Below are 18,762 nucleotides of genomic sequence, written 5' to 3' on the forward strand. Positions count from 1 at the left end.
ACGCCGGCAGATTGTGCACGGCAACGGGTCAGTCAGGGCTGTGGAGTAACCCGTTCAACAGTAGGGCCGCCAGTTCGTTGAAGGCGTCTGCCGCCGACAGGCCGGTGCGCTCGAGCAGGACGCCGGACTGGACTCCCTCGATGGCGAGTGCGACGAGTTGGGAGGCGAACCTGCCGTCGGTGGCACGGAAACGACCTGTCCGTATCCCATCATCGATCAGTTCATGGACACGTTCGGCCGCGCGGGCGGTGTTGCGCGCGTAGATCTCGGCGGTGGGAGCGAAAGCGACCATGTCCTGGTAGAAGGCATTCGAGTTGCGCCGCATGGCATTCGCGATACCGCCGAGGTACGCGAGGATCTTGGCCTGCGGGTCGGTCTGGGTGGCCACATCGGCTTCGATGAGTTCGGCCGATTCGCCGAAGAACTGTTTGGTCGCCAGTACCACCAGCTGTTCCTTGGTCGCGGCGACGCTGTAGAGGGTGGCCTTGGAGCAATGCAGGCGCTCGGTGAGCTCGCCGATGGTGATGGTGGTGAAACCCTCGCTGAGAAAGATCTCCTGGACCTGACGCAGCAGGTCGTCACGCCGCGCCACATCAACGCGTCGCTTACGGGGGGTGTTGACCGTCGTTTGACGCGCCGAGGCCGTACGAGGCATGAGATCGAGTGTTTCACACCCCTCCTCGGGCAGCTGCGAGCAACGGGGTTTATTCGTCACCGTTCCTGCGGTACCCTTTTGGGTACCAATGAACTGTTTAACGTACCCAATTGGAGCGGTAGTGAGTCCTGACTATGCAATACGTGTCGGTGAGTTCCTCGAACAATTCGGGACGCCGGATGCGGATGTGGCCTGGTTGCTATGCGACCGTCATCCGGCATCGGCTCGAGCGCTGATGATCGTCGACGAGCACTTGGCCGCGATCGAATACACCTACGGCGAGCTCGCCGAAGCGTCACGACGAGCGGCCGCGGTTCTATCCGCGGCCGGTGTGGGGCGCGGGGATCGGGTCGCGACCGTGATGGGCAAGAGCGCCGAATTGGTCGCGGTCGTGCTCGGTATTTGGCGCTTGGGCGCGGTCTACGTGCCGTTGTTCACCGCGTTCGCCGAGGATGCGATCCGATCCCGCCTCGCCCACGCAGAGGTCGGGCTCGTCGTGGCCGATGAGGATCAGCGGGCGAAAGTGCCCGCAGGTGACTGGACGCTGATCGTCGCTGGTACCGATTCCCCCGACGGGTTGAGCGCCCGCCTTGTCGCGGCCTCGTGGCAAGACATCGGCTCGACACCGGTCGGTGGAGACGGGGCGCTGGTGCACATGTTCACCTCCGGTACCACCGGCAAACCCAAGGGTGTGGTGCATCCGGTGCGCTATGCCGCCGGGTGGCAAAGCTACCTGGAGTTCGGTCTGGGCGTCGGGCCCGACAGCGTTTTCTGGTGCGGCGCCGACCCGGGATGGGCTTACGGGCTCTACACCGCGATCGTGGCTCCCCTGGCGGCCGGTGTGCCGACGCTGCTGCTGCGCGGCGGATTCTCGGCCGCCGACACCTGGACGGTGTTGAAGGATCGCGCGGTTACCGATTACACCGCTGCGCCCACGGTCTACCGCGGCCTGCGCGCCTCCGGCCTGCCAGTTCCCCAGGGGCTCGCGCTGCGCCGGCTGTCGAGCGCGGGGGAGCCGCTGACCCCGGAGGTCAACGACTGGGCCCGCGACGCGCTCGGGCTCGAGGTGCACGACCACTACGGCCAGACCGAACTCGGCATGCCGATTGGTTTCCCACACCACTCCAGCCTGCAACGGCCGGTGCTGGCCGGTGCGATGGGAACTTCGCTGCCGGGCTGGGAGATCACCGTCCTGGGCGAGGACGACGACGCACCGGTCGAGTCCGGTCAGACCGGGCGGCTGGCGATCGTGGTCGCGGGCAGTCCGTTGATGACCTTCCGCGGCTATGTCGGAGGGCGCGGCGGCGACCGATTCCGCGCCGGGGGCGCCTATTTCCTGACCGGTGACATCGCATCGATCGACGCCGACGGGATCGTGCGGTTCTCCGCGCGCGACGACGACGTCATCATTATGGCCGGCTACCGCATCGGCCCGTTCGACATCGAATCCACGCTCCTGCAGCACCCCGCTATCAGCGAAGCCGCAGTGGTCGCTGGTCCCGATGAGGTGCGCGGCGAGGTCGTGGAGGCGTTCGTGGTCCTCGCGCCCGGCGCCGCCGTCTCCGACGATCTCGTCCAGCAGCTACAGCAATGGGTCAAGAAGAACTACGCCGCGCATGCCTACCCGCGGCGTATCCATTTTGTGCAGAGCCTGCCCAAGACGCCGAGCGGCAAGATCCAGCGCGCACAGCTGCGGCAGCGGCGCCGCGAGGACGCCGGCCTGGGCGCGGGTGCCCGATGAACCTGCCCGCACCGGTCCTGGTTACCCGTACCGGTCCGATCCGCACCCTGACACTCAACCGCCCCCACCGCCGCAACGCATTGGACCCCGAGTTGATCGATGCTCTGGCTGCCGCGGTGACCGAGGCGGAACAAGATCCGCACACCCGGTGCCTTGTCCTCGCCGGAGCGGGCAAGAGCTTCTGCGCCGGCGCCGACCTGCGGTACTTTCTGAGCCTGGCCGACACCCCGGGTGGGCCGACGCAGTTTCTGCGCCGGGTTTCGGCCGTGGTCACTCGGCTCGAGACCAGCCGCCTGCCGGTGGTGGCCGCCTTGCACGGCCACGCTGTGGCCGGTGGTCTGGAGCTTGCACTGGCCTGTGACGTGGTGGTCGCCGCCGACACGACACTGATCGGCGACGGGCACATCCGCAACAACCTGCTCCCGGCCGCGGGCTCGAGCGTGCGACTGCCACGCAAAATCGGCGACTCCGCGGCACGGTGGCTGGCCCTGACCGGACAACTGGTCCCCGCCCAGCGGCTCGCCACCACCGGCTGGCTGCACGCGGTGGTGCCGGCCGAGGAAGTGCACGCCTGCGCACGAGCCGCCGCGATCGAACTGGCCGAAGCCGGCGGTCCGGCCCAAACCGCGTTCAAAGCCCTCCTGCACACCCTGACCACTATGGACGAAAACCAAGGACTGGCCCGAGAACTCGCCGACTTCGAACAGCACTGGAACACCAATGACGTACCGGCCTCGCTGACCGCATTCCTGCAACGCCGATCGGCCTGAAGGCATGCCGAGCCGCTATCACATTCCTGGAGTGCAATGAACCGCTACACCGATCAAGTCGTCCTCGTGACCGGCGGAGCCCAAGGGCTCGGCGCGGGTATGGCCGAGCGATTCGCGGCCGAAGGAGCAATCGTAGCCATCGGCGACGTCAACGACGTCGCCGCCCGAGACCTCGCTGACCGCCTGGAAAAGGAATTCGGGCGCACCTGCCTGGCCCATCCGGTCGATGTCACCTCCTCGGACGATGTCAACGCCTGGATCGAAGCCGTCGTCGGTGCGCACGGCCGTATCGATGCCCTGGTCAACAACGCCGGAATCATCCGCGACAACCGGATCGAGGACATCGACGACACCGACTGGCACTCGGTATTGGATGTCTCCCTCTCGGGGGCCTTCTTCTGCGCCCGAGCGGTGTTGCCGCACATGCGATCACGCAACTACGGCCGGATCGTCTCGTTCTCCTCGATGAGCTGGCGCGGCAACTTCGGCCAAGCCAACTACGTCGCCGCCAAAGCGGGCATCGTCGGACTCACCCGCACCCTCGCACTCGAAACCGCCCGCCAGGGCATTACCGCCAATGCCATCGCCCCCGGCCTCATCGAAACACCCATGCTCGCTTCGATGAACACCGCGGCCCGCGAAAAGCTGATCGCCAAAGTGCCCCAACGCAAGACCGGACAGCCCCAAGACATCGCCGAGGCCGCCGCCTACCTGTGCTCCCCGGCCGCCGGATACGTCAGCGGAGTCGTACTCGACGTCGACGGAGGCTTGGGTATCGGCTCATCGATCCGGTAGCGGAAACCGACCGCAGCGGCGGTTCACACTCCGATGGCCTGGCCGATGATGACCTTCACGACCCGGCTGCTGGCAGACCGGTGGAGCTGCCGCGGTTTCGGCCGGAACCGGTATCTCGCGAGACCATCACGCGGGTTCTCGATCTGGCCCGTCGGTCGCCGTCATGGTGTACGTCGGAGATGAACCGGCGTCAGGGCAGTTTGATTGCCGACATGTACATTTCGAGGGTTGGTCTGTAGAGGTCGACGTCATCGAGTTGGGTTCCCAGCGCGACCGAGTCGGTGGTGGCGATGAGCACGCGGGCGAACGTCAGTGGGGGAATCAGCAGGGTCGCGCCGATTCGATCGAGGCCTTCGACGATGAATCGTGCCAGGGCTTCGGCGACCTCGACTCGTTTGGTTGCGACTCGTTCCCGGGCCTCGGGGTTGCGCAACAGGTACAGAGTGAATTCGTAGCCCAGCGCGGCGGACTCGGCGCCGCGGTCTTCAGCGAGTTGGCGCCACCGCTGGGCAACTTGGTCGAGTTCGTACGCTCCCACCTGGCTCGCTGCCGATAGCAGCTCGGAGAACGTATCGAAGTAGCGCTGCCAGTACCGGTCGCTCACAGCCAGGAAGAGTTCTTCCTTCGTGGGGAAGTGCTTGTATATGGCGCCCTTGGTATATCCCGCCGCATGAGCGATGTCATCGAGGGTTGCCGCTGTGAACCCCTTTTCGGCAAACACCTCTTGCGCGGCATCCAGCAGGAGCGACCGGGTGCGCTCGAGACGTCGCTCCCTCGTCCATCGCTCGGCCATGTCAGCGAGTATGCCATGAATCTGAGAAACTATGCCGAAGGTTAGATTCTTACTGGTATATTTTCGGACGACAGGCTACTGAAAGAGGGTGACGATGACTGCCCCATCGACGACAGACCGATACGCCGACACCGAGGTGACAGCTGAAAGGTGTCCGCTCTTCGAGCGGATCCGCGTGGGTTGGACCACGACGATCCCGAAGGAGGCTGTGCGATGAGCGGGCCGTTGGACAGGAAGAAGGCGGCCACCGTCACCGAGGAGATCGGCGGAGTCGCCTCATTGGGTGCCAAAGCTCAGTCCACGAGCAAGCCCGTCCGGATCTGGGCGATCGTCGGGGGCTTGATCCTGGCGTTCCAGGTGTACGTGTGGATCCGCTGGGTGTCGGGACCATTTTTCGTCCGGGTGCCCACGGGGCCCAGTGACCCGCCGACGTGGATGAAGACGATCCTCATCACGTGGACGGCTGTGATCTTGGTTGGCTGGCCGATCGGCGTCTACTACTTCATCATCAGGCCCTGGCGGCGTGAGCGGCGGATCACGCTCGACGGCATGCTCCTGGTCGCCTGCGGCCTGCTGTTCTTCCAGGATCCGCTCCTGAACTACTTCAACACGTGGAGTACCTACAACACCTGGATGTTCAATCGGGGATCATGGGTGGCCCACATTCCGGGTTGGCGCTCGTATGCCGAACCGGGCCAGATGATGGCCGAACCGTTGTTGATGAATGCGGCGGGTTATTCCTACGGAGTTCTGCTGTGCACGATCCTCGGATGTTGGATCATGCGCCGTGCGAAGTCGAAGTGGCCGGATATCAGCAACTTCGGATTGATCGGCGTTCTGATCGTGTGGACGTTCTTCTTCGATCTCGTCATCGAGGGCCTCTTCCTGATGCCGATGGGACTTTTCACCTACCCCGGCGCAATTCGATCCCTGTCGATCAATGCCGGCACCTACTACCAATGGCCGATCTATGAAGGACTCATGTGGGGAGGTGTCCAGGCAGGTCTGTGCGCGCTGCGTTATTACACCGACGATCGGGGCCGGACCTTTGTCGAACGAGGACTGGAACGGATCCAGGGCGGGGCCGTGAAGCAGCAGGCTACGCGTTTCCTGGCCATTTTCGCGGCGTGCAGTCTGTTCTTCTTCGTGTTCTACAACCTGCCCGCGCAGTGGTTCGCCATGCACGCCGATCCCTGGCCTGAGGACGTCCAGAAGCGTTCGTACTTCGACATGGGCATCTGTGGTGAAGGGACAGGGCGGCTCTGTCCTGATCCTGTTCTGCCGATCCCCGGCAAGAACACCGGCTACATCAATCCGGAAGGCCGGCTCGTTCTCCCTGAGGGCGCAGAGCTTCCGGAAGTCGTTCCATTCGAGCGAGGAAATTAGTATGTCGACCAGTCAATCCACCGCTGTACTCCCGGTTTTGGAAGCACCGTTCTACCGGCCGGTCGGCGACGAGGTAGCAGTCTTTCGGGCCGCGGCCCGACGCGGTTCGCCAGTACTGTTGAAGGGCCCCACGGGATGCGGGAAGACGCGTTTCGTGGAGGCCATGGCCCACGAACTCGGGCGCGAGCTGATTACCGCTGCGGGCCACGAGGACATGACCTCGGCGGACCTGGTTGGCCGTTTCCTGCTAAAGGGTGGGGAGACGGTCTGGGTGGACGGGCCCTTGACCCGGGCCGTGCGCGAGGGCGCCATCTTCTATCTGGACGAGGTGGTCGAGGCGCGCCAGGACACCACCGTGGTCATTCATCCGCTCGCCGATCACCGCCGTGAACTGCCGATCGATCGACTCGGCACGACACTGCGGGCGGCCCCCGACTTCCAGCTGGTCATCTCCTACAATCCCGGCTACCAGAGCGTACTGAAGAGCCTCAAAGAGTCGACCCGCCAGCGTTTCGTTGCCATCGAACTCGACTTCCCGCCCGCCGAGGTCGAGACCGAAGTGGTCGCCTTCGAAGCCGGGATCGGATCGGAGACCGCGACAGCGCTGGTCGAACTCGGTCACGCCATTCGAAACTTGGATGGCTCACCGCTGCGTGAAGTGGCCTCCACCCGGTTGTTGATCCTCGCGGGCGGTCTGGTCGCTGAAGGGCTGAGCCTGCGCAGTGCGGTGCGGTCGGCCGTTGTCCAAGTGCTCTCGGACGATCAGGATGTCGTCCGTGCCCTCGGCGAACTCATCGACGCCGTCCTGCCGCGACCATGAACGTTTCCAATCCGAACAGCCACGACCGGTTTCGCCTCCTCGCCACCTTCATCGCCGGCCGGGCTGTCGAAGTTGCGGAGGCACCGGCTGGTCAGCCTGCTCACACCAACGGCCAGATCATCTTCGTCTCAGCGGGCCGCTCGGTCGCCGAGCAGCGCCGCGAGATGCTGCTCCAGACCGCGCTGCTCGGTGCGGGGAGTCTGGATCAGCGATTGGTGAAGGCGCTTCGGGCTCGTCCGGTGGTGGCGCGGCGCTACCTGGCGCTGGAAGGTCGACGGGTAATCGTCGACCTCGCCGAGCGGATTCCACTCGCAGCTGGGCTCGGTCCGCACGAGCCTCCGGCCACCTCGAGCGCCGAGGAGTCGCTCGAGGTGGCCGCAGGCCGAGTACCGGTGGCCGACCCACCGGAGTGGTTCGGTGCCATCAAGCCCTCCCGATTGCTGGCACGCAGTGCCGCACCGGGCGCGCGGGCCACGAACAAAGAGCTGCGCTTGGAATTCGATCCGATCGACTTACCCGAGGCCGACGACGACGATGACGATGGCAGTGAGCAGTCCGGGAGGAGCAAGATTCTCGCACTGTTCGAAAATCCGCTGTTCAACTCGCGGGCGCTGTCGGACAAACTCCGCAAGCTGTTCGGCAACTCCCGGGCACCCGGGGATGGCTCCGCTGGTGCGGAGATGCAGGTTCGTGCCGTTCGACGGGTGTACCAGGTGGGAGTCGATGCCCGGCCGCTGCCAACACGGATCCAGTTCACCGATGACGGCAAGCCCGGCGCCACGCTGGGCGTAGGTGGAGCGCTTTATCCGGAGTGGGATGTCCACAACCATCGGTATCGGCCCGAGTGGTGTCGGGTCATCGACTTCCCGCTGACAGTCGCCGCCGATATCTCCGCGGCCGGTGTTCCGCTCGACGACGTGCTCCGGCGACGCTTGTCGCGAATCGGCCTGGGCCCCAAGGTTCTGCGCGGCCGTCCCGATGGCGACGAGCTCGACATCGAGGCGCTCATCGATATGTTCGTCGACTTGCGTTCGGGCTACTCGTCGCCGGAAAACATCTACCTGGAACGCCGCAAACTCGAGCGTAATCTCGGCGTCCTCATCCTGCTCGATGCCTCCGGGTCTGCCACCGATACCGATACCGAAGGCCTCGCTGTACACGACCACCAGCGGCGGGCAGCCGCGACGTTGGCCGTTACGCTCGAAGAGCTCGGCGACCGCGTCGCGGTCTACGCGTTTCGCTCACAGGGGCGCCACGCTGTTCATCTACCGGCGATCAAGACGTTCGGACAGCGTTTCGGCGCGGTCGGGCGAGCCCGGCTCAACCAGCTCCAACCATCGAACTACACGCGCCTGGGTGCAGGCATCCGCGGTGCGGGCGAAATCCTCAAAACTGAAGCAGGCACTGAAAACCGGCTGCTGGTGGTCCTTTCGGACGGCTTTCCCTATGACGATGGCTACGAGGGTCGCTACGCCGAAGCCGATGCCCACAAGGCACTCGAAGAACTCCGCGCCGACGGTGTCGGCTGCCTGTGCCTTTCGATCGGCGCCACCACCGGTACCGATGCCCTCGAACGCGTCTTCGGTTCCGTCAGCTATGCCAGCGCCGCGACCCTGAGCGAGCTGAGCCCGCGGATGGATGAGTTCTTTTTGTCTTCCCTTCGGGAACTCGCCGCACCGAAACCGCGGTAGCGATGAGAGGAGTTCGAGTCACGGTTGGCGTCGTTCGCCTTCGACATCACGCAGGAAGGATTCGATCAGCTCGATTGCCTCGTCGTGTGCGGTATCGACGTCGAAAGCTTCCTCCATACGCAGGAAGCGCGACACGCTGGACATGAGCAGGACCAGTGCTCCCGGGGTGTAGGTTTCGGCGGCGGGGCCGTAGTCGCCGAGAACCTTGGTGACGGCGTCGAGTTGCATGGCGCGGAAGCGTCGGGAGGAGTTGGCGATCTCGGTGCGGATGGCCTTGCGGTGGTTGGCCAGCGCGACGAATTCCATGGTCAACGCGGTGTGGGATTGGTCGTGGATGGCTTCCCACAAGGCCCACAGTGGCTGAGGTGAGGCCAGTGCCTCGAGTTGGCGTTGGTAGCTGCGGTCGGCTCCGCGGCGGAACAGTTCGATGAACAGATTGTCCATATTGCCGAAGTAGTAGTGATACAGGGCGGAATTCGCTTCGGCGCGTGCGGCCACGCGCCGGGTGCTGACCGCGGCGTAGCCCTCTTCCCGCATGATTTGCTCGGCGGCGTCGAGCAGGGCGCTTCGGGTCGGTGAGTCCTCGGCGTCGGATGCGCGAGCGGGCTTCATGGTGTTGGCCTCCCAGGTGTGTGAGGCACGAAGCCTTCGGTGTCGTTGCGATCGTGTGGTTCGTGGTTGCGCGAATAGAAGGTAACCCGTGCTCTTGCCTGTTCGGTCTCCGGCCGCGATCGAGTCGGCCGATGGGTCGGTGACCGGGCTTTCGCAAGTCGCTTGACAGCGGTGAACCAGGTCACGTATATCTTAATCACCTGATTGAATTAATCAGTCGCTTAAGGCCCCTGATGTGGGTCTTCGCGGTCATTCGATGTCCCCGGCGCAACCTCGATCGCTGTCGGGCCGAACGAAGAATGTGGTGTCGCGCGTGGCATATCTCCCTACTCTCATCTCGGCGGTACGACGGCCGCCGCTGTGGATCTGCACCGCCCGCGCTGGCGCGGGAGATGTTCGTGGCGTGGCAGCCGGTGTTGCAATAATCGACCGCCGCGATGCTGGCGTTCTTGCTGATCGTCGTATCCACGGTGATGCCCGATGACGGGCACTGTCGCGGTTAGCGACCGCGAGGGTGTCGACCGGCGTCCGGCGAAGCGCCCCCGGGTCGCGGTGGTGACCGGCGGAGCCTCGGGGATGGGGTTATCGATCTGTGCGGCGTTCGCTGCCAGCGGGTATCGGGTCGCGGTTCTCGACATCGATGATGGCGCCGCTCAGCGGGCCGCCGAACAGTTGCGTGCCGCCGATGGCGCGGCGATCGCCTGTGCGGTCGATGTCACCGATCGCGAGGCGGTCGGTGCGGCGATGCGCAAGGTGCGCGCCGAATTCGGTGCGATCGAAATCCTGGTCACCAGTGCGGGGCTGGTCGGTTTCTCGCCGTTCACCGAGATTTCGCCCGAGGCATGGAACCGGGTCGTCGACGTGAATCTCAACGGCGTCTTCCACTGCGCGCAAGCCGTCATCCCGGATATGGTCGCCGCGGGGTGGGGCAGGATCGTGACCATTTCCTCGTCGAGTGCGCAACGCGGATCGCCAGGGATGGTGCACTACACCGCAGCCAAGGGTGGTGTGGTGGCGATGACCAAGGGCCTTGCGCGCGAGTACGCCGCGAGTGGGATCACCGTCAACACCATCCCGCCGTCGGGAATCGACACGCCCATGCAACGGCAGTCGCAGGCAGCCGGAAACCTGCCGGATAACTCCGTGATGGCAAAAGCAATCCCAGTCGGACATCTGGGCACCGGAGACGATATCGCCGCCGCCTGCTTGTTCTTGTGCTCCGACCAGGCCGGCTACATCACCGGCCAGATACTCGGCGTGAACGGCGGGTCGGTGATATGACCGAAGCCACGGCCCCGCGTCTGGTGCCGCTACCGGTGCACGAATGGGACGAACGCACGATCGCGATGCTGTGCGGGCATGTCGGAGCGGCGGACCGGTATCTGTCGGGCGAACCGGACGCGCCACGAATGCCCAATATTCTGGGGGTTTTCGCACATCACGCCGAATTGGCTTCGGCGTGGCTGGCCTTCAACGGTCTGCTGCTCGAGCGTCCCGCGCTGGATCCGTTGGACCGGGAACTGGTGATCCTGCGTGTGGCGTGGCGCAGCGGCTCGGGCTACGAGTGGAGCCAGCACGCTCGGATGGCCGCCGGTCTGGGGCTCGACGAGCACCAGATCAGGGCAGTGCGTCACGGCCCGGCCGCACCGGGGTGGTCACCTGTGCAACGGCTGCTGCTGACCACGACCGACGAGCTGTTGGAACGCCACTGCGTCACCGACCGCACCTGGACCGAGCTGGCGCGCCATTTCGATGAACGCCAGCTGATCGAATTGCTGTTCGTCGCCGGCTCGTACCTGTGCCTGGCGATGGTGTTCAACAGCGTTGCCCTGCAACCGGACCCGGAAATCGACCGGCCACGACCGTCCGAACTCCCGGAAATGGAGGAACAACCGTGAGCGAGCGTCAGCGAGCGAACCATCAACACAGCGCGCTTTCGCGCACGACGGAGCCGAGCGCCAGCGAGGTGCAGTCGTGAGTGAACTCGTCAGCGAACCGGCGCCCCAGCGCCTTTGGCCCAAGCCTGCCGAAGGCAGCTGGACCCAGCACTATCCGGAGCTGGGGACCGGCATGATGTCGTTCGAGGACTCGGTCTCGCCCGAATTCTTCGAACTCGAGCGCGAGGCGATCTTCAAACGTGCCTGGCTCAATGTCGGCCGGATCGAGCAGTTGCCCCGCACCGGTAGCTATTTCACCAAGGAACTCGATGTTGCCCGCACGTCGATCATCGTTGTGCGTGACCGCGACGGGAGTATCCGTGCGCTGCACAATGTGTGCCGACATCGCGGCAACAAACTCGTGTGGAACGAATTCCCCTGGGAAGAAACGTCGGGCACGTGTCGGCAGTTCACCTGTAAATATCACGGCTGGCGCTACGGACTCGACGGGTCGCTCGCCTTCGTGCAGCAGGAGGGTGAGTTCTTCGACCTGGACAAGAAGGATCTCGGGCTCGCGTCGGTGCATTGCGAGGTGTGGGCGGGGTTCATCTTCGTCAACCTCGATGCCGAGCCGCGACAGACGCTGCGGGAATTCCTCGGCCCGATGATCACCGATCTGGATGGTTACCCGTTCGACAAGATGACCGAATGGTACGAATTCAAGGCGGACAATCAGAGTAACTGGAAACTGTTCGCCGACGCGTTCCAGGAGTACTACCACGTTCCCGGCCTGCACTCCCAGCAGGTGCCCAGTGCGGTGCGAACCCCGGGAAAGGGTTTCGAGTGCGCGCATTTCCAGGTCGACGGCCCGCACCGGATGGTGTCGACCGGCGGCGCGCGACGCTGGACGATGCCCGCGGAGTTCATGTATCCGATCGAGCGGGTCACTCGAAGCGGCCTGGTGGGGCCGTGGGAATCCCCCGATCTGGGTCCGATGCCGAAGGGATTGAATCCCGGCCGGATCGATCCGTGGGGTATCGATAACTTCCAGATCTTCCCCAATATCGAGATTCTCATCTACCGCGGCTGGTATCTGCTGTACCGGTATTGGCCGACCTCCTACAACAGCCACCGCTTCGAGGGCGTGCTCTGCTTCCAGCCTGCGCGCACGGTTCGCGAGCGGGTCGAGCACGAGGTCGCCTCGGTGGTGTTCAAGGAATTCGCGCTCCAGGATGCGGGCATGCTCACCGGCACGCAGACAGCTTTGGAATCGGCCTACCGGACCGTGGGGATGACGCATTTCCCCGTCAACGACCAGGAGATTCTCGTGCGCCATTTCCACAAGGCCGTCGCGGACTGGGTCGACGAGTACCGCACCGACTCGGCGCAGGTGAGTGCGCGATGACAACCACACTGCTGCCACCGGCCTTCGCCGATCTCGAGCCCTTCGCGCGAATCTGGTGTCTGCCAGTCGAGTCCGAACGATACAAGCAGCGTCTGAACAAGTCGATGGCCGAGATGCAGGCCTTCTACGACGCGTGTTTTCCCCGGGTGGACGACGCGATCACCTATTGCGACAAATTTCCGCTCGACGACCTGCCCGACGATGCGATCCAACTACTGCGGATGGTGTATTCGCTGGTGACCGTCGCGATGGCGATCGAGATCTTCAAGCAGCCCAAACCCGTCGACAGCGCTGACGCCGAACTCGAACGCGTTGCCGAACCCTGGCCCTGACTTGTTTCTCCAACTCGGCCACACCGCCGTGAGCGGGCAATGGCCGGAAGGACCACACCCTCATGACGATCACTATCGACGAACTCAGCCACGATGTCGGCGCGGAAGTCCACGGCGTCGATCCGCGGACGTTACTCACCGACCCGTCCCTGCCTGACACAATCCTCAATATCCTGGAGCAGCACGGTGTCCTGGTATTCCGCGACCTGCATCTGGATCCCGAGACGCAGGTGGCGTTCTGCCGCAAACTGGGTGAGGTCGATACCTCACCCGGGCATCATCCGGTCGAGGGTATATACCGGGTCAGCCTCGACACGACAAAGAATTCCTCGGCGAGCTATCTGCGTGCGACCTTCGACTGGCATATCGACGGTTGCACTCCAGAGGACGATGCCTACCCCCAGATGGCGACCATGCTCACCGCCAAGGCCGTCGCGGCCAGCGGCGGAGAAACCGAGTTCGCCAGCACCTACAAGGCTTTCGACAATCTGAGTGCCGCGGAACAGACGTTTCTCGCGCCGTTGCGGGTTGTGCATTCGCTCGAGGCGTCGCAGCGGGGTGTGACCGCGGATCCGACACCGGAACAACTCGCCGTGTGGCGTCGCCGTCCGAGCAAGCAACATCCGTTGATCTGGACCCACAAATCCGGGCGTCGCTCACTGGTACTCGGGGCGTCGACCGACCACGTCATAGGCTTGCCCCCGAGCGAGAGCCGCGCGTTGCTGGACGGTCTGCTGCGTCGCTGCACCGCACCCGAGCGCGTCTACCGGCACGAGTGGTCGGTCGGTGACACCGTGATCTGGGACAACCGGGGCGTCATCCACCGTGCGGCCCCGTATCCGCAGGACTCACCGCGAGAGATGCTGCGCACCACCGTACTCGGTGAAGAACCGATCGAATAACCCCCTACCGCAGACCATTCAGGAGTCAACCCAATGCCTCGTTGGCCCAAGCCCGCCGAGGGCAGCTGGACGCAGCACTATCCCGAGCTCGGCATCGAACCGATGTCGTACGAGGACTCGATCTCGCCGGAGTTCTTCGAACTCGAACGCGAGGCGATCTTCAAACGCGCCTGGCTCAATGTCGGCCGCGTAGAACAACTTCCGCGCACCGGAAGCTACTTCACCAAGGAGATCCATGCCGCGCACACCTCGGTGATCATCGTGCGCGACCGTGACGGCGGTATCAACGCCTTCCACAACATCTGCCGCCACCGCGGCAACAAACTCGTGTGGAACGAAATCCCGCGCGAGGAAACCTCCGGTACCTGTCGCCAGTTCACCTGCAAATACCACGGCTGGCGCTACGGACTCGACGGTGCACTGGCCTTCGTGCAGCAGGAAGAGGAGTTTTTCGACCTCGACAAGGCAAATCTGGGCCTAGCGAAAGTGCACTGCGAGGTCTGGTCGGGATTCATCTTCGTCAACCTCGCCGCCGAGCCGCGTCAGAGTTTGCGAGAATTCCTGGGCCCGATGGTGGCCGGTCTGGAGGGCTACCCGTTCGATCGACTCACCGAGCGCTATTCGTACCGGTCCGAGGTCGGAGCGAACTGGAAGCTGTACATGGACGCTTTCCAGGAGTTCTATCACGCACCCGTTCTGCACGGAAAGCAGACTCCGGACAACTTCTCCGTCGCCGCGCAGCGGGCCGGTTTCGAGGCGCCGCACTACCAACTCGACGGACCGCACCGGCTCGTCAGCACCTCCGGTGTGGTCACCTGGGAACTCGATCCGACCATGCGTAAACCCATGGAGGACATCACCCGCAGCGGTCTGTTCGGGCCGTGGGACGTCCCGGATCTGGGCCCGATGCCCGAAGGGCTCAATCCGGCGGGCTGCGACCCGTGGGGCCTGGACTCCTTCCAGCTGTGGCCGAACTTCGTCATTCTCATCTGGTCCGGCGGCTGGTATCTGACCTATCACTACTGGCCGACGTCCTACAACTCCCACATTTTCGAAGGCAACCTGTACTTCCCGCCCGCCCGCACCCCACGCGATCGGGTCGCGCACGAAATGGCCGCAGTCACCTTCAAAGAGTATGGGCTGCAGGACTCTTCGACGCTGGAGGCGACGCAGCTCATGCTCGAATCCCGTGCGGTCACGACATTCCAACTCAACGATCAGGAGATCCTGTTGCGGCACCTGCACAAGGTCGCCGCCGACTGGGTCGGCGATTACGAACGCGAGCGTGCGGAGGCCCTGCGATGAGCGAAACCCTGTTGCCCGGCGAATTCGCCGACCTGGAACCGTATGCGGCACTGTGGTGCCTGCCCACCGAAACCGAACGCTACCGCCGCCGCCTGGACAGTTCGATGGACGATATGCAGCGGTTCTACGACGCCATCACCCCGCGCGCCGAGGACGCGCTCGCCTACTGCGACAAATTCACGATCGACGATATACCCGAAGACGCCAAAAATCTGATGTACCTGCTGTATTCGATGATCCAGGTGTCCTTCCCGGTCGAAGTGTGGAGGCAACCACGCATACCCGACACCGGGTCGGCATCGCTGACCTGCGTGATCGAGCCCGGCCTGTGAACGATCAGGTGATCGTGCTGCGGGCCGCGGCCTGGGTCGACGTCGAGACCGGGCAGCGGCATACCTCGGCGGTGATCGTCGTCGAGGGCAACCGCATCGCCGCGATCGACCCGCCCGAGCTGCCCGCCGGCGCGCAGGTCATCGACCTGGGTGAGCTCACGCTGCTGCCCGGGTTGATGGATATGGAGGTCAACCTGCTCATCGGCGGCCCGGACAACCCCGCGGGGCTGCCGAACCCGATGCACGGCGTGCAGGACGATCCGGTGTATCGCACCTTGCGGGCCACGGTGAACGCAGGCACCACCTTGCACGCCGGATTCACCACGGTCCGCAACCTCGGTCTGATGGTAAAGACCGGTGGCTACCTGCTCGATGTGGACCTCGGCCGCGCCATCGAACAGGGCTGGATCGCGGGGCCACGCATCGTCGCCGCAGGACACGCGATCACCCCCACCGGAGGTCATCTCGACCCGACCATGTTCCAACGCCTCGCCCCGCACATCATGCCGCTCAGTGTCGAGGAGGGTCGTGCCAACGGGGTTCCGCAGGTCCGCGAATCGGTCCGGTACCAGATCAAATACGGCGCGGAGGTCATCAAGATCTCCGCATCCGGCGGGGTGATGTCGCACGGCACAGTGGCGGGGGCTCAGCAGTACTCGGATGAGGAACTGGTCGCGATCGTCGACGAAGCCCACCGTGCCGGGGTTCGGGTCGCCGCGCACGCGCACGGTGATGCCGGAATTCGTGCCTGCATCCGCGCCGGAGTCGACTGCATCGAACACGGCTCACTTGCCACCGACGACACCATCGCCATGATGGTCGAACACGGTACGTACCTCGTACCGACGAGCTACCTGTCCGAAGGCCTCGATGTCTCCAAAGCTGCACCGGCACTGCAGAAGAAAGCCGCCGAGGTCTTCCCCCGCGCTCGCGAAACCCTACGCAGGGCTATCCACGCCGGGGTCAAGATCGCCTGCGGCACGGACGCACCCGCTATCCCGCACGGCCACAACGCCAAAGAACTGTGGGCGCTGGTCGACCGCGGCATGACACCGGCGCAGGCATTGCGCGCGGCGACGGTCACCAGCGCCGAACTCATCGGCGTCGAGGACCGTGGGCGTCTGGCACCGGGGCTGCTGGCCGACATCATCGCGGTACCCGGCGACCCGACCGCCGACATCTCCGTCATCGAAGACGTGCGGTTCGTCATGAAGGACGGCCACATCCACAAGAACAGCTGAGCGCTACACCTACCAGGAGGCAACACATGGTCAAGGGAATCCTCTACGTCGAATCCCGGCCCAACTCCCCCGAAGACGCTGCGGCATTCAACCGTTGGTATGACGAGACCCACATGAAGGAAATGCTGGGACTCGATGGGATCGTCTCCGCTCGACGGTTCGCCCCCATCACCGAGGGCCCGTTCGTAGCGGTCTACGAGATCGAAGCCGACGACATCGCGGCCGTGCAGGAACGACTTGCCGAGACCACTAAAGCAGGAGGGTTCTCGCCGCCCGTTGGTCTATGTGTCGACCCGCCGCCGATTGTCCGCTTCTACCGCGACATCACCGCACCAACACTGTGAGTAGCCGAGACGATCCAGCACGAGGCATACGCATGGCCACACACGAGCATTTGTTCATCGGCGGGCGGTGGGTGAGGCCGGCCACCGCCGACACGATAGAGGTGATCTCGCCGCATTCGGAGCGGGTGGTCGCCCGTGTCCCCGCCACGACGCCGACGGATGTCGATCGGGCTGTGTCCGCGGCCCGCACGGCCTTCGGCGAGGGCCCCTGGCCGCGCACTGATCCGAGCGAGCGGATCGCGCTGGTTCGGCGGCTGGCCGAGCGCTACACCACGCGTGAAGATGAACTCGCCCAGCTGATCACCATCGAGATGGGTGCGCCGATCACCTTCGCCCGATCGGCGCACGCCCGGCTTCCCGGCGTCATGATGCGCGCCTTCGCGGATATCGCCGAGAACTATCCGTGGCAGCAGACGCGATCCGGATTCATCGGTGGCGATGTCCTCGTCGTCCACGAACCCGTCGGTGTGGTGGCCGCGATCATCCCCTGGAATATGCCGATGTTCCTCATCGTCGCCAAGTTGATTCCCGCCCTCCTGGCAGGCTGCACGATCGTGCTCAAACCCTCGCCGGAGACACCGCTGGACGCCTACCTCATGGCCGAATTACTCGACGAACTCGGCCTGCCACCGGGTGTCGTCAGCATTCTGCCCGGCGACCGGGACACCGGCCGTCACCTCGTCGCGCACCCGGGTGTGGACAAGGTGTCCTTCACCGGCTCCACCGCCGCCGGACGACAGGTGGCCGAAACATGCGGGGCCGCGCTGCGCAGGGTCAGCCTCGAACTCGGCGGCAAATCCGCCGCCGTGGTACTCGACGACGCCGATCCCGACGATGTCGCCGAAGGCATGCTCGTCGCCGGACTGATGAACAGCGGCCAGGCCTGCGTGGCCCAGACCCGGATACTGCTGCCACGGCACCGCAGCTCCGCATTTCTCGACGCCCTGGTCGACAAGGTCGAAAACCTCACCGTCGGTGACCCTTTCGATCCCGCGACCCGGGTGGGCCCGATGGTCTCGCAACGGCAGCAACACCGTGTCCGCGGCTATATCGAAAACGCACAGCACCAGGGCGCGCGCCTGCTCACCGGCGGCACCGCGCTGCCGGATACGGTCGATCGCGGCTGGTATATCCGGCCGACCGTCTTCGCCGATGTCGATAGTTCGATGCGGATCGCCAGGGAGGAAGTCTTCGGACCGGTTCTGAGTGTGCTGACCTACACCGACGACGACCACGCCGTGGAGATCGCCGATGCCACCGAGTACGGGCTGTCCGGCTCCGTGTGGACCGCCGATATCGATCGCGGTTCGGCCGTCGCCCTGCGCATCCGTTCCGGCACCCTCGGCATCAACCAGCCCTACACCATGGACCCTGCCGCGCCCTTCGGCGGTGTGAAGAACAGCGGCATCGGCCGCGAATTCGGGCCGGAGGGTATCGGCGCCTACCTCGATACGAAGTCCATTTCCGTGCGGGCCTGAACCACAGACCGAAGCCTATTACGAGCGAGAGCAGCGCGGATAGGGCCAAGATCGGGCGGTCGAACCGCGGATCCTCTTGCCGCTTCGCCGCCGCAACTGTCCCGGCGATAGCCGGTGCGCCATGCGGCGATGAGCGCCGCCCAATCGTCATGACATTTGGCATCTATGTTGCGTGAGGCGGGCATCACCAGCATGTCCGAACAGATCCTCCAGGCGAGCGCGGTGTGCGGCGTCCACCCCGGACGCGACATCACATCCTGCACCGAGACCCGGCCGTTGACGT

General features: G+C 64.5%; 19 protein-coding genes. 16 read left to right on the forward strand and 3 right to left on the reverse strand.

Going from position 1 to position 18,762, the window contains the following annotated elements; translation table 11 throughout:
* Window positions 1–28 precede the first annotated feature (28 nt).
* The gene (locus tag ACIBI6_RS05340) at window positions 29–655 is read right to left on the reverse strand and encodes a TetR/AcrR family transcriptional regulator (RefSeq protein ID WP_396955387.1); all 627 of its coding nucleotides are present in this window, start codon (window positions 653–655) and stop codon (window positions 29–31) included.
* Window positions 656–776: 121 nt separating this feature from the next.
* Here ACIBI6_RS05340 and ACIBI6_RS05345 point away from each other — a divergent pair, with 121 nt between their 5' ends.
* Genes ACIBI6_RS05345 through ACIBI6_RS05355 form a run of 3 tightly spaced genes read left to right on the forward strand, consistent with a single transcriptional unit; the run spans window position 777 to window position 3,961 of the window.
* Window positions 777–2,396: an AMP-binding protein gene (locus ACIBI6_RS05345; RefSeq protein WP_396955388.1), complete on the forward strand. Its 1,620-nt coding sequence runs from the start codon at window positions 777–779 to the stop codon at window positions 2,394–2,396.
* The gene (locus ACIBI6_RS05350) at window positions 2,393–3,166 is read left to right on the forward strand and encodes an enoyl-CoA hydratase/isomerase family protein (RefSeq protein ID WP_364343662.1); all 774 of its coding nucleotides are present in this window, start codon (window positions 2,393–2,395) and stop codon (window positions 3,164–3,166) included. The genes ACIBI6_RS05345 and ACIBI6_RS05350 overlap by 4 nt, the downstream gene beginning before the upstream one ends.
* Window positions 3,167–3,202: 36 nt before the next feature.
* The gene (locus tag ACIBI6_RS05355; RefSeq protein ID WP_364343659.1) at window positions 3,203–3,961 is read left to right on the forward strand and encodes an SDR family NAD(P)-dependent oxidoreductase; all 759 of its coding nucleotides are present in this window, start codon (window positions 3,203–3,205) and stop codon (window positions 3,959–3,961) included.
* A gap of 190 nt (window positions 3,962–4,151) precedes the next feature.
* Here ACIBI6_RS05355 and ACIBI6_RS05360 read toward each other — a convergent pair whose 3' ends face one another.
* On the reverse strand, window positions 4,152–4,754 hold the full coding sequence (locus ACIBI6_RS05360) for a TetR/AcrR family transcriptional regulator (protein ID WP_396955389.1): 603 nt from the start codon (window positions 4,752–4,754) through the stop codon (window positions 4,152–4,154).
* Window positions 4,755–4,967: 213 nt separating this feature from the next.
* On the opposite strand from ACIBI6_RS05360, the gene ACIBI6_RS05365 reads away from it, so the two are divergent.
* From ACIBI6_RS05365 to ACIBI6_RS05375, 3 genes are read left to right on the forward strand one after another with little or no spacing between them, the layout of a single operon-like run.
* Window positions 4,968–6,140, forward strand: coding sequence for a spirocyclase AveC family protein (locus tag ACIBI6_RS05365; protein WP_396955391.1), 1,173 nt, complete (start codon window positions 4,968–4,970; stop codon window positions 6,138–6,140).
* A gap of 1 nt (window position 6,141) precedes the next feature.
* Window positions 6,142–6,960 (forward strand): AAA family ATPase, encoded by an 819-nt coding sequence (locus ACIBI6_RS05370; protein WP_396955392.1) that lies wholly within the window; start codon window positions 6,142–6,144, stop codon window positions 6,958–6,960.
* Window positions 6,957–8,651, forward strand: a complete 1,695-nt coding sequence (locus ACIBI6_RS05375) for a nitric oxide reductase activation protein NorD (RefSeq protein ID WP_396955394.1) — start codon at window positions 6,957–6,959, stop codon at window positions 8,649–8,651. The genes ACIBI6_RS05370 and ACIBI6_RS05375 overlap by 4 nt, the downstream gene beginning before the upstream one ends.
* 18 nt (window positions 8,652–8,669) lie before the next feature.
* Here ACIBI6_RS05375 and ACIBI6_RS05380 read toward each other — a convergent pair whose 3' ends face one another.
* On the reverse strand, window positions 8,670–9,263 hold the full coding sequence (locus tag ACIBI6_RS05380) for a helix-turn-helix domain-containing protein (protein ID WP_364343643.1): 594 nt from the start codon (window positions 9,261–9,263) through the stop codon (window positions 8,670–8,672).
* A 480-nt stretch (window positions 9,264–9,743) separates the two neighbouring features.
* On the opposite strand from ACIBI6_RS05380, the gene ACIBI6_RS05385 reads away from it, so the two are divergent.
* The 10 genes from ACIBI6_RS05385 to ACIBI6_RS05430 all read left to right on the forward strand — a co-directional run bounded on the left by ACIBI6_RS05385 (window position 9,744) and on the right by ACIBI6_RS05430 (window position 18,479).
* Window positions 9,744–10,544, forward strand: a complete 801-nt coding sequence (locus ACIBI6_RS05385) for an SDR family NAD(P)-dependent oxidoreductase (protein WP_396955395.1) — start codon at window positions 9,744–9,746, stop codon at window positions 10,542–10,544.
* Window positions 10,541–11,161, forward strand: a complete 621-nt coding sequence (locus ACIBI6_RS05390) for a carboxymuconolactone decarboxylase family protein (RefSeq protein WP_396955396.1) — start codon at window positions 10,541–10,543, stop codon at window positions 11,159–11,161. The genes ACIBI6_RS05385 and ACIBI6_RS05390 overlap by 4 nt, the downstream gene beginning before the upstream one ends.
* Window positions 11,162–11,237: 76 nt before the next feature.
* The gene (locus ACIBI6_RS05395; protein ID WP_396955397.1) at window positions 11,238–12,545 is read left to right on the forward strand and encodes an SRPBCC family protein; all 1,308 of its coding nucleotides are present in this window, start codon (window positions 11,238–11,240) and stop codon (window positions 12,543–12,545) included.
* Entirely contained in the window at window positions 12,542–12,877 is a 336-nt protein-coding gene (locus ACIBI6_RS05400; protein WP_364343632.1) for a hypothetical protein, read from the forward strand. Before ACIBI6_RS05395 ends, ACIBI6_RS05400 begins: the two co-directional genes overlap by 4 nt.
* Window positions 12,878–12,939: 62 nt before the next feature.
* Window positions 12,940–13,779 (forward strand): TauD/TfdA dioxygenase family protein, encoded by an 840-nt coding sequence (locus tag ACIBI6_RS05405; RefSeq protein WP_396955398.1) that lies wholly within the window; start codon window positions 12,940–12,942, stop codon window positions 13,777–13,779.
* Window positions 13,780–13,812: 33 nt separating this feature from the next.
* A complete protein-coding gene (locus tag ACIBI6_RS05410; protein ID WP_396955399.1) occupies window positions 13,813–15,084 on the forward strand; it encodes an aromatic ring-hydroxylating dioxygenase subunit alpha in 1,272 nt (423 codons plus the stop codon).
* On the forward strand, window positions 15,081–15,416 hold the full coding sequence (locus ACIBI6_RS05415; protein ID WP_396955400.1) for a hypothetical protein: 336 nt from the start codon (window positions 15,081–15,083) through the stop codon (window positions 15,414–15,416). The genes ACIBI6_RS05410 and ACIBI6_RS05415 overlap by 4 nt, the downstream gene beginning before the upstream one ends.
* Window positions 15,413–16,657: an amidohydrolase family protein gene (locus ACIBI6_RS05420; RefSeq protein WP_396955402.1), complete on the forward strand. Its 1,245-nt coding sequence runs from the start codon at window positions 15,413–15,415 to the stop codon at window positions 16,655–16,657. Before ACIBI6_RS05415 ends, ACIBI6_RS05420 begins: the two co-directional genes overlap by 4 nt.
* A 26-nt stretch (window positions 16,658–16,683) precedes the next feature.
* Window positions 16,684–17,001 carry a hypothetical protein gene (locus ACIBI6_RS05425; RefSeq protein WP_364343617.1) on the forward strand — a complete coding sequence of 106 codons (318 nt, stop codon included), beginning with the start codon at window positions 16,684–16,686 and terminating at the stop codon, window positions 16,999–17,001.
* A gap of 32 nt (window positions 17,002–17,033) precedes the next feature.
* Window positions 17,034–18,479 (forward strand): aldehyde dehydrogenase, encoded by a 1,446-nt coding sequence (locus ACIBI6_RS05430; RefSeq protein WP_396955403.1) that lies wholly within the window; start codon window positions 17,034–17,036, stop codon window positions 18,477–18,479.
* Window positions 18,480–18,762 lie beyond the last annotated feature (283 nt).

The organism is Nocardia sp. NPDC050412, from assembly GCF_044458825.1.
Lineage (GTDB): Bacteria > Actinomycetota > Actinomycetes > Mycobacteriales > Mycobacteriaceae > Nocardia.